Genomic DNA, 14145 nt, shown 5'->3' with positions numbered 1-14145 from the left:
TATCGATACAGCCATCTAGAAAGGACAAGGTCCATGAGTACGTTCTCCACCAATACCGGCGAAATGCAGGTCAAGTCCCAAGCCGTCATGAACACCATCGATCGCCTGCGCCACGAGGTGTCGACCATGCAGATGAACCTCGACCAGCTGCAGAGCACCTGGCAGGGCTCGGCCGCCGCGTCATTCCAATCCATCGTCGCCGAATGGCGCTCCACCCACGTGCAGATCGAAGAAGCCCTGAGCAGCATTGCCAGCGCCCTGAATCATGCTTCGATGCAGTACGAGGAAGTGGAGCAGGTCAACACCTCCCTATTCCGCTACTGACCGGCGACTGCACGTGGGCGGGTTGGTCAGTAGGCTTAGCCTATGAGCATTCTGATCGACCCGCCGCGATGGCCGGCCCACGGCACTGTTTTTGCCCATCTGGTCTCGGATACCTCCCTCGATGAGCTTCATCAGTTCGCCGCCCAGCAAGAGATCTCTTTGCGGGCGTTCGACAAGGACCACTACGACGTTCCCCGCGAACGCTATGAGCAATTGGTCCGCGCCGGCGCGAAGGAAGTCACCGGTGGCGAGCTGGTCCGCGCCCTGGTTGCCTCGGGACTGCGCATCCCGGCCAAGTATCGCGCCGAAAAGCTGGACGCCATATTGCGCCGCCGCTGGGCCCGCACCTTGCCGACCGAGCCCGAATTGGGCAAGGAGCTGCTCGGCCTGTGGTCCCAGGAACACCGGTACTATCATGACCGGGTCCATCTGCTCTCGGTGCTCGAAGCAGTGGACCGCCTGGGTGGAAAGCTCTCCGCTGAAGAGCTGATGCTCCTCCAGCTGGCGGCCTGGTTCCACGATGCGGTGTACCAGGGGACAGCCGAAGATGAGTTCAAGTCGGCGGTGCTTGCTCGCGAACGGCTCGATTCTGTGCTCTCTGCCCGGGCTGTGAGTACCGTCAGCGACCTGATCCTGCTCACGGCCGGGCACAACCCCAAGGAGTCGGACCGGCTGGGACGGATCCTGTGCGATGCGGATCTGGAAGTGCTGGCCCGCCCAGAACCGGCATACCAACGCTATGCCCACGCGATCTACCAGGAGTATGCGCATCTTCCGCGCCACGTTTTGGCCGAAGGCCGAAGCAGGATTCTCACAGCACTGCTGGAGAAGGCCACGATCTATGCGACGGCTGCGGGACGTGACTTGTGGGAGTCCGCTGCACGCTCCAATGTGAGCCGGGAACTAGAGCATCTGCAGGGTTGGAAGGGCTAACCCGATTTTGGCTCGTTAACGGCTGATGGCCTGGTACCCGAAGGTACCAGGCCATCAGCGCAGGTGATGCGCTAGATCGGCGGGGAAGCTTAGAAGCCGCCCATTCCGCCCATGCCACCCATGTCGTCGCCACCGGCTGGGGCAGCGCCAGCAGGAGCTGGCTTCTCTGCAACAACAGCTTCGGTGGTCAGGAACAGGCCAGCGATCGATGCTGCGTTCTGCAGTGCCGAACGGGTCACCTTCACTGGGTCGTTGACGCCAGCTTCGAGCAGGTTCACGTACTCGCCGGTGGCAGCGTTCAGGCCGTGGCCAGCGGCCAGGCCCTTGACCTTGTCGGCGACAACGCCTGGCTCCAGGCCAGCGTTCAGTGCGATCTGCTTCAGTGGTGCTTCGATGCCAACACGAACGATGTTCGCGCCGGTTGCCTCGTCGCCTTCCAGCTCAAGCTTTGCGAATGCAGCAGCGCCGGCCTGGATCAGTGCAACGCCACCACCGGCGACGATGCCTTCTTCAACGGCTGCCTTGGCGTTGCGCACGGCATCTTCGATGCGGTGCTTGCGCTCCTTGAGCTCGACCTCGGTAGCAGCGCCGGCCTTCAGCACAGCGACTCCGCCGGAGAGCTTTGCGTGGCGCTCCTGCAGCTTCTCGCGGTCGTAGTCCGAGTCGGTGTTCTTGATCTCGGCTGCGATCTGGGCCTTGCGGCCTTCGATAGCGTCGGCTTCGCCGCCGCCTTCAACGATGGTGGTTTCGTCCTTGGTGATAACGACCTTGCGGGCGGTACCCAGGACTTCGAGGCCAACGTTGTCCAGGGACAGCCCGATTTCCTCGGAAACAACCTGGCCGCCGGTCAGGATGGCGATGTCGGTCAGCATGGCCTTGCGACGGTCGCCGAAGCCTGGAGCCTTGACGGCAACGGACTTGAACAGGCCACGGATCTTGTTCAGGATCAGGGTAGCCAGGGCTTCGCCCTCAACGTCTTCGGCGATGATCAGCAGCGACTTGTTCGACTGCATGACCTTCTCCAGCAGGGTCACCATGTCCTTGACCGAGGAGATCTTGGAGTTCACGATGAGGATGTATGGATCCTCAAGAACGGTTTCCTGGCGCTCGGTATCGGTGACGAAGTAAGCGGAGATGTAGCCCTTGTCGAAGCGCATGCCCTCTGCCAGCTCCAGCTCAAGGCCGAAGGTGTTGGACTCTTCAACGGTGATAACGCCCTGCTCGCCGACCTTGTCGAGAGCTTCAGCGATCAGGCCGCCGATTTCCTTGTCGCCTGCGGAGATCGAAGCGGTAGCAGCGATCTGCTCCTTGGACTCGATCTTCTTGGCAGCGGCGAACAGCTCAGCGGTAACAGCTTCTACAGCCTTGTCGATACCGCGGCGCAGCGCGATTGGGTCGGCGCCAGCGGCAACGTTGCGCAGGCCTTCCTTAACCAATGCCTGAGCAAGAACGGTTGCGGTGGTGGTACCGTCACCGGCGACGTCGTCAGTCTTCTTGGCAACTTCCTTGACCAGCTCTGCGCCGATCTTCTCGTAAGGATCCTCGAGGTCGATTTCCTTAGCGATGGACACACCGTCGTTGGTGATAGTAGGAGCGCCCCACTTCTTTTCCAGAACGACGTTGCGGCCGCGTGGGCCTAGGGTCACCTTTACCGCGTCAGCGAGGGTGTTCAGTCCGCGCTCGAGTCCGCGGCGTGCTTCCTCGTCAAATGCAATCATCTTAGCCATAGTGGCGTACGGTCCTTTCGGGACGATTTTGCGAAAATGCAACCGACAGACAGCGCCCGCGACGGACGAGTTCTCCGGTGCGGCATCGGGCCAGCGACCGTTTCAGCTCTCGCTATCTGAGGTAGTTTCCACGCTCTATCCGACAGCGCGCCATCCGATGGCTCTTTGTCCCGTAGGGAACACAAAAGCCGACCGGCGTTAGCAGTCGCTGCGCAAGAGTGCTAATACAAATATTGGCACTCTCGCATGGCGAGTGCAAGCCGATCGGCTCTGAGCGAAGAGAATTATGAACGAACTATTCGTTCAGCCCTAGTGGGTCGTCGGTGCCCAGCACGACGGTGACACGATTTGGAATGTTACTGGTCTGCAATACTTCGTCGATGTTCAGCACTTCAGCGGCCTTTTGGGCCGTGGTTCGGTAGGACTCCGAGACGTAGTACACCGCGGATACGTCGGCTGGCTTGCTCCAGTTATCGGCGACGATATTGGTGAATCCGGCTTCGGTCATGGCTTCTTCGCCGGCACCTGCGACTCCAGCCACGCTGGCTCCGTTGTAGACACCGATCTGCTGGCCGAAGAGCACCTCGGCATCGTCAATGGTGCTTGACGGGGAGGAAGATTCGCTCGGCGATGCTTCTTCCGAGCTGTCGGCTGACTCGCCGGCGTCGCCGTCTTGGGACTGCGAGCTTTCACTGCTGGACGAACCGGCAATGCTGTCCTTGAGCTGAGGACCAAAGATGAACGAGGTGGCACCGATGACCAGGACGATCACGGCGGTTAGCACTACCCACAGCAATTTGCCGCCGGTCGACTTTGAGGCGGCGGACTGCGCCCATCCGTGCGCGTGGTGTGAACCCACACGGGTGTTGAACTCCGGTACGCGATCAAATTCGTCACGCGGGTAGTTGGTCATTCTTGTCCTTGCTCGAGGTCTGACTGGTCACGGCAGGCTGGGTTATCGTCCCGAGCCGACCTTACCGCCCACACGACGTTTTGTTGAACGTGTTCTGCGCAGTCGCTTAACCAGCATCGGGTCGTAGGCCATGGCCGCATCAGTTTCAATCAGCTGGTTCAGCAGCTGATAGTAATTGGTTGGCGACATTGAGAACTGCTTGGTAATCGCTTGTTCCTTGGCTCCGGCATACTTCCACCACAATTTTTCCAAGCTCAGGATCTGTTGTGAACGTTCGTCCAATTCCGAATCCGGGTTCATCACAAAATCAACCAGCAACTCGTTCTCAGCCATCCGCCCTCACCCCTGTCCTCGGCTCAGTTTTTGCGTATTTCAGTCATGCATGTACTCCACCGTTGGTAGACATACCACCGATATTCTAACCAATCTGTTGGGCTATCGCCGTGTGGTCGGGCACAGGCACGCCAGAAAAACGGCACAATGGCACCTATGGATGAAATGCAAGATGCCTTGTTTGACGCTCCCGAGCCACCACCGGCACCGGTGTACGAGCCCGTGGATTTCCCGTTCTTCCACGGCGCGCAATCCATGGCCGACCACGGATTTATTGCCCAGGATTGGGTTCCGGCGCTGAGCGGGCAGGATGGAAATCTACGTCGCCTTGCCCTCGAATTAACCAAACGTTCATCGCAAGGCGAAGTCCTCTTGCCTGATCCGAAGGTGATGTTCCGCGCACTTACCCTGCCATTATCGGAGGTCAAAGTCCTAATTATCGGCCAGGACCCGTACCCGACACCGGGGCACCCCAATGGTTTGGCATTTGCCGCCAATAAACAGCTCCGACCTTTGCCGCGTTCCCTGGGCAATATCTACAAAGAGCTGGAATCGGATTTGGGCATCAGCCCTGCGCCCCATCCCGATCTGGGCCCTTGGCTCCAGCGCGGGGTGCTATTGCTGAATCAAGCGCTGTCAGTGGCTGCGGGCAAGGCCGGTTCCCATCAAAAACTCGGGTGGGAGCCAATCCTCGCGTCGGTGTTCGCTGCCCTGAATACGCGCGACAATCCACCGGTCGCCATTCTTTGGGGCAACCACGCCCAGAAGTTCGCCGCCGACCTCGGCAACCTGCCCCAGCTGCGCAGCGCGCACCCCTCGCCGCTCTCGGCTTCACGCGGCTTTTTCGGGTCCAAGCCCTTCTCCCAAGCAAATCGGCTCCTGTCCGAGCAGGGACAGGAGCCGATTGATTGGTCGTTGCCGTTGGCCTAGCGGCGGCGGATGCGCCGGCGTTCGCGCCGTGCGTTGGAAGTCAGCGGGCGGCACAGGGTCTCACCGAAGACAACGCCGCCGGCAATAGACAGCATGATCGCCATGGCATTGAACATCTCCACAAGACCGGTGGCCATGTCATCGACGTTGATCACGATGCCGTACATGGCCCGGAAGATCATCAAACCTGGCAGCAGGAACATCACGGCCGGAGCTGCAAGGACCAGCTGCGGCGTGCGCAGCTTGTCCGAAGCGAAGCGAGCGGCAAAGCCGATCACTGTGGCAACGATTGCTGGAACCGCGCGTTCACCCAGGCCAATGCTTTCGGCGAGCATCTGGATCAGATAGCCGCCCACGGCGATCCCCGCAGTCGGCAACAGCAAGCGCAGCGCGCTTTGTTCGGTCACGGCGCCGGCGACAATGGCCACGGCCACCAAGAGGACCAGCAACCACGCCGGATACTCGGTCGTCACGATCTGATGGACATCGACTTCTTCGCCGCCGAACGCATCGGAGATCACCAGGGCAGCAGCGATGCCGCTCAAGATCGCCCCATAGGTCAGGCTGGCGGAGAACAAGCGGCCTACCGCGGTGACTGGGAAGCCGTTGATAGCGTCCTGCAGAGCCGAGACAAAACGTCCCGAAGGCAGAAGCAGCAGGATACCGCCGGAAACCACGAGCGCCGGATCCAAAGGGGCATGAAGTTGATGCCCGATCAGCGCGATCCCGGTAATCACCATGGTCGAGACGGCAATGGTGAAGAATTCGGGGACGCGCCAGCGCGAGCCGTAGCGCCCGATCTGCGTCACCAGGCTGGAGGAAATCATCGCCACCAGCGCACCGGCCCATGAACCGCCAATAAAAAGCACGAAGGCCGCTGCGAACAGCGCCCGGCCACTGGCAACAATCCAACGAGGGAATGGCTTGGGGCGGCGGGTGATTTCCTTCAGGCGCTTAGCCGAAGCGCTGCGCGAAACACCGCCGGCAATGATGTCCGAGACCAGCTCGTGCACCAGCACCAGCCCCGCATAGTTTGACGTGTAGGAACGGACCACGCGCAATACCGAATAGCTCTCGGCATCCGGCGGGCTGTAGTTGAGGTGCAGGGACTGATTGGTGATGTCGACATCCAGGTGGCTCAAGCCCAGGGCTGCGGTCACCGCGATGATGCTGGTTTCCACCTCCAGCGCGCCAGCGCCGTAACGGATCAGGGTCTCCCCCAGGTCCAAGGCGAATTCCATGGTGCGACGAGAGGAAGCATCCTGCTGGTCGTTGACCTTGGGGTTGGCGTAGGGAGTGCCCTGGAGCCGCTCGACGATGTTCAGCGCCTGCGTCGGCGGGGTGTCCGAGATCCACATCTTGGCCAGCAGCCGACGAGCCACCGGGTTGGCACGAGTTGGCATCAAGGTGATGCCTTCGTCGGTCGTGTGGACCTGGCCGGTACGCCACTCGATGTCGGAGGCAGCCGCAGCCGCCACGTTGGCGCTCACTGCCGTATTCAGCGGCAACTCGGAAGCGGTGGGAGGCTCCTCCGCTGGATCTTCCGGGTGGAACCCCATGTTGATTTCACTAGTCGAAATACGCGGAAGCGCACCGGCTGATGGCGCTGGATCTTCGCCGATCTGCGGTGACGTTGCACCGTGCTCTTCGTCAGATCGATGCGCCACTAATCTTGCCCCCTCAACCGATGTTTTCCCATGCAATTCACGATACAACCCATGGGCGATAAGTTGGCGTGAACGGGCATAAATCACTAGGTAGCGCCGAACACATTTATCCAATATCTTGCCCGGAGGAATATCGCCGGGCAGCAGTTGGTTGAACCTGCTAGGAATTAGATACTTTTGCATACACTTCGGAGGTCAAGATGAGCGGCAAACTGCTCCTGCCCGAGATCGGCGCCGAAACTTTTGGCGACATCAGCCAGGACGCCGAGGGGAACCTGCTCACCCACGCGCAGGTGATCCGCAATGTCATCGCAGAAGGCCAGGCGGCCGAAGCGGCCAATCTGGACTTCTTCGGCGTGGGTGAACACCATCGCGACGACTACGCCGTGTCTTCACCGGAGATCGTGTTGGCCGCCTTGGCCAGCACCACCGAACGCATCAAGCTGGGCACCGCCGTGACCGTGCTCTCCAGCGATGATCCAGTCAGGGTCTACCAGCGCTTCGCGACCTTGGATGCTATCTCCCAGGGCCGTGCGGAAATCGTGGCCGGACGCGGATCCTTTATCGAGTCGTTCCCGCTGTTCGGCTTCGAACTGGATGACTATGAAGAGCTCTACGAGCAGAAGCTGGACCTCCTGGCGAAATTGCGCCACGGTAACCCAGTGGTCTGGCATGGAAAGCACCGCTCGGCATTGCGCAACCAGCAGGTCTACCCGCTGCTGGAGAAGCAGCCCTTGACCACGTGGGTGGGTGTCGGCGGCAGCCCGCAATCCGTGGTCCGGGCCGCGCGCCACGGATTGCCGCTCTTCCTTGCCATCATCGGCGGCCAGCCCTCCGGCTTTGAAGGATTGGTGTCCCTGTACCACCGCGCGCTGAAGGAATACGGCCACGAAGAGCAACCCGTCGCCGCCCACTTCCACGGGCTGGTCGCAGATAGCGACGAAGAAGCCCTGGAAACCCTCTGGCCGCATTACCAGCGGACCATGAACCGCCTTGGGGCTGAACGAGGATGGCCGCCAGCCAGCAAGATGCGGCTCCAAGCTTCCATGGGACCAGATGGGGCCATGATGGCCGGAAGCGTTGACACCGTGGCGTCGAAGCTCGCCTCGGCCACCAGGAAACTGGGCTTGTCGCGGGCTGACATCAAGTATTCGGCGGGAACGCTGCCCCACGAGGCGATGATGCACAGCATCAAACTGCTCGGCGAAGAAGTGAAGCCCCGCGTCCACGAACTGCTCGGAGCTTAAACGCAAAAATGCCACCATCGCTGGTGGCATTTTTTCGTGGATCTTACTGGACTCGAACCAGCGACCTTTCGCGTGTGAGGCGAACGCTCTAACCAACTGAGCTAAAGATCCGAACTTGTGCCGTGACCACAGGGTCAAGCACCTAAATGATCTTAGCCGGTGATACCTCGCGCGCCAAATCGGCGACCGGCTTCAAGCTGCGTGATCCGCCATTCCCGGCGATCTTTCAGCTTGCCGATCTGCCAGATGATCAGCCCCGAAAAACCGCGCCAAATAGTTTATTTTCACTTCACCCAAAAGTACCTGTTTCCACTTGTCAAAACGGGACTTCAGGCTCCATAATTTTTCTAGCTCATCGAGCTCCAACTGGACCCTACAAGGAAGTTGCCGGAAGCCGCCGGCATCGGTCCCCTCAAGGCCAACGAAACCGCGTGGCAGGCCCAGCCTGTCGCGCAAAGCCTCATTTTTCGTTCGTTCTTTTTCTCTAGGACCGTACCCAGTGTTTGAAAACCTGAACTTTTCCTTGTCACACCTCTGCGTTTTGCCGGAGGAGCGTGAAGAATTGGCACAGCTCTACCCGGTTATCGACCAGCGGTGGCATCAGAAATTCGACCGCCTCAGCTTGCTGGTGACGGTGCGTGACCGCGGCACACTCGTCGCGGCCGGTTTGGTCCACGACTCGATCGTGGCACCCACCGATTCAATGAACGCCGTAGAGCTGGGTTGCATGGCGGTGCGGCCCGAATACCGCCGGCTGGGGATCCGCCAGCATGTGACCTCATTGCGCTTGGAACATGCGGTGCGCTCAGGCAAAACGCCGATCATCGTCATCGACGCGCAGAACCCTGCCTCGTGGGCTTTCTACGAACGTTCCGAGTTGTGGGAGCGCGAGCGCAGCTTCGAGCAGGAGGGACGCTTGAAGTTCATCTACCGGGCCACCCAGGCGGCCTGGGAGTGGGTCGAGAACCTGCCGCAGGCTTCCGAAGACTGCCTCGACATCAGCACCGCTTTGCCGTCGATCCCGGCGCCATGTTTCGCCACCGCTCCGGCAACCCAGCCGATGCTCGGCATGCAGCTGCCTTTTGGCGAGCAGGTCTCGGCGTTGCCGATGCTCTGATCCTAGAAGAGGGCGTCCTGCTGCTCGTCCACCCATTCGTGGCCGGGCAGCGGCGCCACCTCGCCAGCCCGGCGAGCGCGAGCAGCTTCGTGGAGGTCGATCGGGGTCACCTTCAGCACCGCATCGACCATGGCGTTCAGGAACTGCGGCGTGGCAACATCTTCCGGCACTGCCTGATGCACGCACCTGACTTCCGGGGCATCCGAGGAATCGTCCCAATCCACCAGCAGAAGTCCGGTCGCGGTGTAGCCGAAGCCGTCCCCGAAGTCCCGCAGCTTGCGGATCATATCCACGGTGCGGCGGAAGGCGGCTGGCTCGGCTTCGAGGATGGTGGCACGCTGCACGAAGAAGAAGCCGACCGCGGCCAGCGGATAGCGCGCCCGCAGATTCGCGGCATCCCCGTAGGCCTCTTCGTATCGGTTGGCCAGGTTCTTGCCGAACGATGAGGTCATGGCCTTGGTGCTCAGCAGCAGCTCGGGGCCGGTGGACCAATGGGTCATCACCACATCGGTCTGCTTCATGTAGGCACGGCCCAGGATTCTGGCGTCGGTGCTTCCGGCCTTGCCGGCCATGATCGATTCATGGACTTCATCAGCCAGGCGTTCAGGCAATCTGCGCAACAGGTCCAGGATGTCGCTGGAGAGCACGCGCGGCGCTTCGGGCCGAGGCCAGACCAGGTCGGCGTCGAAACCGGCTCGACGCAGTTCGTGGGCCAGCCACGCATCAACACCCTGGGCGAAGCGGCCAGAACGCGTGACCGCCTTATTGCGCACCGGAATGCTCAGCAGCGCTTCCAGCACCGAATAGGACGGATTGAATTCCTCGGTGACCGCGCCGTTGCTCAGCCACGGCGAGTCCTTGGCCGCTGACATCAAGGTGGTATCAAATTCCGCAAAGGCCAGGGTCTTCTCAACCACAGGATTTGCCACGTTTATCCCTTCACCGCTTTGCCGCGCGCCTTGCGGCGCTCCAGCATATTCGTGCGTGCCGCACGGATGGTTTGCACCGCATCCTGGTTCAGCGCGAGCATGCGCTCCAGGACGATCCCATCGACCATCTCGGTGGCTTCCTGTTTCTTCCCGGCAGCCAGCAAGCCTCGCACCACGGGCTTGATGCCGCGCAGCGCCTCGGCGTGCTGCTGCACCATGGCGATCGAAGGCACCGGCAATACGTCGGCTTCCCTCGGTTCGAGCTTGAGGATTCCGCCGCCGTAGGAGCGCCCGACCATTTCGGCGCCCAGCATGGTCAGTGTATTCAACGAGGCCAGGGGCAAGAGTTCGCGCCCCAGTTCACGCGCATCCGCGCCGAGATATACCCCGTGGATCGAGTTGATGTGGTGGACCTGCGCCTCGTTGGTGGTCAGCCTCGGCGTATCGGCGTTCATGTAGGTCATGAACAGATCCGGCACCGAAAGCACCGGCACCCGCCACCACGGCGAGCGCACCCGGCATTTATAGGCCTGGTCCACGTTGGCCAGTTCGCCGGTGGCCACCAGACGCTCACCGGCAGCGCTCGGCGCGCCGGCGGGACGGAAAAGATAGGTCGCGGCCCCATGATCGCGCAGGCGTTCCCACCCGGGTTGATCGAGTTCCAGCCCGCGAAGGTGCCTGGATCCGGGAGGCGAGATGCGGATCAGGTCCTGGGTATCCAGGGCCAGCTCGCGCACCTGCTGCTCGGTGAGGGTGAACCACTTGTTATTGCCGGTGACCGCGCCGAGCGAGGTTTCGCCCCAGGACTTGAGGATTGCGAAGTGGCCGCCGGCGTTGGCCGCGGCCAGGATCCCCTGGGCTTCGAGGCCTACCAGCGATCCGGTCCAGCGATCTGCCGCGCGCTCGGGAACATGGCGGGTGCCGGATCCTAGCTGGGCGAGATCCTGGGCGTTGCGGAATTGGTGCAGGTTGAAGTGCTCGCTGGGTCCTTGCTGGTAGCCTTCGGCCAGCAGCAGCACCACTTCTTCCTGGGCGTCGGCGAAGAGCCGCTGCTCGAAGACTGCCAGATTCACCGTGGCGAAGCGCTCGAGCAGCATGGCGCGAACCACTCCTGCGTAATTCACGAACATCAGCTCGGCCGGCAGCACCAGGGCCATCCGGCCGCCGGGGGCCAGGAAACTGGTCGCGTGCACGACAAAGGCCGCCCAGATGCTGGCCAGCTCGTTCAGCTCCACTCCGGCATTTTTTGCGGCCAGCCGCGAACGCTGGCGATCCGCTCCGCGATGCAGCTGGTAGCGCACATAGGGCGGGTTGCCGATCACGACATCCATATCGCCGGTGCCCTGGATGTCGAAGAAGTCGGCTTGGCGAATCTTCGCGTTGATTGACTGCTCGGCCAGCCGCTGGCGGGCCTGGGCAACCGTGGGTTCATGCAATTCGTAGCCCAGCAACTGGGTTTGCCCGTGGCGCGCGCCGAGTTCATGGTGGATGGCCTGGAGGAATTGAGCGTCGCCGCAGGAAGGTTCCAGGACCTTGGAGGCCGGTGCCTGAAGCGCCCACTGCGCCATGAAGGCCGCAACCGGCTCCGGGGTGAAGTAGGCTCCCCGCGCATGGCGGGCGGTGGCCTGCTCTTTTTGTTCTTTACTCAACACGCAATGATCTTTCCATGGCGGCCAGACAGTTTGGCTGGACGCAGATGACCGAGCCCGGGATGACAGCTTATCCATTGTACGCGGGTGCCGCCCCGGATCTTTGGTCCTAGTGGGCCGGCTCGGCCTTGCCCTTGTTCCGCAGCTTCTGGATCGACAGGACGATCACCGTGATGATCGCGCCCATGATGAATCCGGCCACGCAGGAGAAGGCGGTATTAACGCACCAGCCCAATACCGCGCCGGCCGAACCGGTGGCGTGGTGCACTAGCTCTTCCATGTGGTGCACGAATCCGTACGGGGCGTGCCAGCCGAGTTCGTCCATGCCAACCAGCAGCAGGTGGCCACCGACCCACAGCATGGCAACCACGCCGACCTTGCTGAGCACCGACATGATGATCGGCATGGCCTTGACCAAACCGCGGCCGATTTTCTGCGAGAGCTTGCGCGGCTTGGCGGCCATGTGAAGGCCGATGTCGTCCATCTTGACGATCAGCGCCACCGCGCCGTAGACCACCACGGTCATCATCACTGCGACAACGAACAGGATCAGCGCCCGGGTGAGGAACGGTTCGTGCGCGACTTCGTTCAGCGAGATCACCAGGATCTCCGCCGAGAGCACCAGGTCGGTGCGCACCGCCGAGTTGATGATCGACTTCTCGTCGCGCTCATTGCCATCTTCGCCAGAGCCGTGGTGCTTGATCCAGCCGAAGACTTCGAGCAGTTTTTCCGCTCCTTCGAAAACCAGGTAGGCACCGCCGATCATCAGGATCGGGGTCAGCGCCCAGGGCGCGAAGTATGAGAGCAGCAGGGCGACGGGAAGGATGAAGACCAGCTTGTTGCGGATCGATCCCAGGGCGATCTTCCAGATGATCGGCAGCTCGCGCTTGGGCGAGATGCCTTCCACGTACTGTGGTGTTACCGCGGCATCGTCGACCACTACGCCCATGGCCTTGGTGCTGGCTTTGGCGGCGCCAAGGGCCACGTCATCAAGGGACGCTGCAGTGACTTTCACCAGCGCAGCTATGTCGTCCAATAGTGCTACAAGGCCTCCGGCCATGGTCGGCTCCTCAAAATGGTGGTGAACGTCCGGCCTTTTCTGCCGTGGCTCAAGGAATATAGTCTTGCCAGAAATTCTACCGGGGTTGTGGTTATCCGGCTCATAGCCACGACGCTGTTGCAGTGTTGCTGCCGGCGAAAATGAAAGAAACCGCGTCATGGGCGAGCATGAACACGGTTCTCATCTGGATTGGCTCCAGCGTGGAGCCCCCTACCGGATTCGAACCGGTGACCTTCAGTTTACAAGACAGACGCTCTGGCCAGCTGAGCTAAGGGGGCGTACCGAATAAGAATATCGGAAAACCCCGCTGGTCTGCGAATCGGCAAGCCTTGCGGGGCAACGCAAAGGGGAAGAAAACCACGGATGGTTTTCTTCCCCTAAGACGAAGGTGCGAGATCAATATGGAATACTACCGGATCCCGCCAGGTTGTCCAGAGCTCGCTCTGGACTTACTTGTTGGCCTTGATGGCTTCCTCGACCTTGGTCGGGAAGTCTTCGGTGCCCAGAACGAATTCCTTGCCCTGGATGAAGATCGAAGGGGTTCCCTTTACTCCGTCGTACTGGCCAGCGGTGGTCGTGTACTGGACGAATGGACGGAACTTGTCGCCGTCGATGCAGTCGCTGACCGATTCGGAGGCGCCGTTGTCGACAGCCATCTGGGCCAGTTCGGCGTTCTTCATTTCGCCCTCTGGGTAGTGGCCCCACAGTGCCTTCACGAACTTCATGTAAGCAGTTGGGCTCTCATCGGCAACGCAAGCCAGGGCGTTGGCGCCACGCGAGGAGAAGTTGGTAGGCGAGCCGCCGTCCAGGTATCCGACGTTGCGGTATTCAACGTTGATGTCACCGTCAGCCAGCCACTTTTCGATCTGGTCGCCATAGGTGGCTTCGAAATCCGCGCAGTGCACACAGTTCGCATCCACGTACATGGTGACGTTGATTGGCTCGCCCTTCTTGGCGACAGTCAGGTCACGCGGCTCGGGGCTTTGCAGCTGCTCCTTGGGAGCGGTCAGCGTGGTGACATCCACCTTGTCGGTGGTCTTCTCGGCGACCGAGTCCGCGGAAGTGACGACGATACCGCCAGCAGCAGTCGCACCCTGAGGAGTGGCACCGCTATCTTCAATCTTCGCGTTGTTGTTTCGAACGACCAGTGTCACGACCAGCGCGATGACAACAACAACGGCGACTAGAACGCCGAGCTTCACGAAAAGCGACTTGCGCTTCTGGGCGGCCTCTTGGCTGGCTCGCAGCTGTGCTGCTTTTTCGCGAGCGCTCGCGTTACGCTGTGCCTTGGTCGGGCGCGGATTATTCGTAGACAT

General features: G+C 61.0%; 13 protein-coding genes and 2 tRNA genes. 5 read left to right on the top strand and 10 right to left on the bottom strand.

The window, feature by feature from the left end; translation table 11 throughout:
* Positions 1-33 precede the first annotated feature (33 nt).
* Together D3791_RS11225 and D3791_RS11220 are read left to right on the top strand one after the other, a co-directional pair.
* Positions 34-324: a WXG100 family type VII secretion target gene (locus D3791_RS11225; RefSeq protein ID WP_022874761.1), complete on the top strand. Its 291-nt coding sequence runs from the start codon at positions 34-36 to the stop codon at positions 322-324.
* 42 nt (positions 325-366) lie between these two features.
* A complete protein-coding gene (locus tag D3791_RS11220; RefSeq protein WP_172512238.1) occupies positions 367-1257 on the top strand; it encodes a DUF4031 domain-containing protein in 891 nt (296 codons plus the stop codon).
* 89 nt (positions 1258-1346) lie between these two features.
* Here the strand turns inward: D3791_RS11220 and groL are convergent, their stop codons facing one another.
* The 3 genes from groL to D3791_RS11205 all read right to left on the bottom strand — a co-directional run bounded on the left by groL (position 1347) and on the right by D3791_RS11205 (position 4230).
* Positions 1347-2984 (bottom strand): chaperonin GroEL, encoded by a 1638-nt coding sequence (gene groL, locus D3791_RS11215; protein ID WP_022874759.1) that lies wholly within the window; start codon positions 2982-2984, stop codon positions 1347-1349.
* A 295-nt stretch (positions 2985-3279) separates the two neighbouring features.
* Complete coding sequence (locus tag D3791_RS11210) at positions 3280-3897, bottom strand: LytR C-terminal domain-containing protein (RefSeq protein ID WP_022874758.1); 618 nt, start codon at positions 3895-3897, stop codon at positions 3280-3282.
* 42 nt (positions 3898-3939) lie between these two features.
* Positions 3940-4230, bottom strand: a complete 291-nt coding sequence (locus D3791_RS11205; RefSeq protein WP_022874757.1) for a DUF3263 domain-containing protein — start codon at positions 4228-4230, stop codon at positions 3940-3942.
* A 165-nt stretch (positions 4231-4395) separates the two neighbouring features.
* Here D3791_RS11205 and D3791_RS11200 point away from each other — a divergent pair, with 165 nt between their 5' ends.
* A complete protein-coding gene (locus tag D3791_RS11200) occupies positions 4396-5160 on the top strand; it encodes a uracil-DNA glycosylase (protein ID WP_246242038.1) in 765 nt (254 codons plus the stop codon).
* Here D3791_RS11200 and D3791_RS11195 read toward each other — a convergent pair.
* Positions 5157-6827: a threonine/serine exporter family protein gene (locus D3791_RS11195; protein WP_028268441.1), complete on the bottom strand. Its 1671-nt coding sequence runs from the start codon at positions 6825-6827 to the stop codon at positions 5157-5159. The two genes, D3791_RS11200 and D3791_RS11195, sit on opposite strands and share 4 nt — an antisense overlap.
* A 200-nt stretch (positions 6828-7027) precedes the next feature.
* Between D3791_RS11195 and D3791_RS11190 the strand changes: the two genes are divergently transcribed.
* On the top strand, positions 7028-8074 hold the full coding sequence (locus D3791_RS11190) for an Atu2307/SP_0267 family LLM class monooxygenase (RefSeq protein WP_022874754.1): 1047 nt from the start codon (positions 7028-7030) through the stop codon (positions 8072-8074).
* 37 nt (positions 8075-8111) lie between these two features.
* Here the strand turns inward: D3791_RS11190 and D3791_RS11185 are convergent.
* A tRNA-Val gene (locus tag D3791_RS11185) sits at positions 8112-8185 on the bottom strand.
* 451 nt (positions 8186-8636) lie between these two features.
* On the opposite strand from D3791_RS11185, the gene D3791_RS11180 reads away from it, so the two are divergent.
* Positions 8637-9191: a GNAT family N-acetyltransferase gene (locus D3791_RS11180; RefSeq protein ID WP_172512237.1), complete on the top strand. Its 555-nt coding sequence runs from the start codon at positions 8637-8639 to the stop codon at positions 9189-9191.
* A 2-nt stretch (positions 9192-9193) separates the two neighbouring features.
* Here the strand turns inward: D3791_RS11180 and D3791_RS11175 are convergent, their stop codons facing one another.
* From D3791_RS11175 to D3791_RS11155, 5 genes are all read right to left on the bottom strand, one after another.
* The gene (locus tag D3791_RS11175; RefSeq protein WP_022874751.1) at positions 9194-10120 is read right to left on the bottom strand and encodes a hypothetical protein; all 927 of its coding nucleotides are present in this window, start codon (positions 10118-10120) and stop codon (positions 9194-9196) included.
* A gap of 2 nt (positions 10121-10122) precedes the next feature.
* On the bottom strand, positions 10123-11772 hold the full coding sequence (locus D3791_RS11170; RefSeq protein ID WP_425483102.1) for an HsdM family class I SAM-dependent methyltransferase: 1650 nt from the start codon (positions 11770-11772) through the stop codon (positions 10123-10125).
* A 106-nt stretch (positions 11773-11878) separates the two neighbouring features.
* Positions 11879-12829: a DUF808 domain-containing protein gene (locus D3791_RS11165; protein WP_172512235.1), complete on the bottom strand. Its 951-nt coding sequence runs from the start codon at positions 12827-12829 to the stop codon at positions 11879-11881.
* Between the two features lie 201 nt (positions 12830-13030).
* Positions 13031-13107: transfer RNA gene (locus D3791_RS11160), tRNA-Thr, on the bottom strand.
* Positions 13108-13278: 171 nt separating this feature from the next.
* A complete protein-coding gene (locus D3791_RS11155) occupies positions 13279-14145 on the bottom strand; it encodes a DsbA family protein (RefSeq protein ID WP_022874748.1) in 867 nt (288 codons plus the stop codon).

The sequence above is a fragment of the Glutamicibacter mishrai genome (genome assembly GCF_012221945.1).
In the GTDB taxonomy this organism is placed as follows: Bacteria; Actinomycetota; Actinomycetes; order Actinomycetales; family Micrococcaceae; genus Glutamicibacter; species Glutamicibacter mishrai.
Note: the sequence above shows the minus strand (reverse complement) of the source record. Positions and strands in the feature narration are given on the sequence as shown.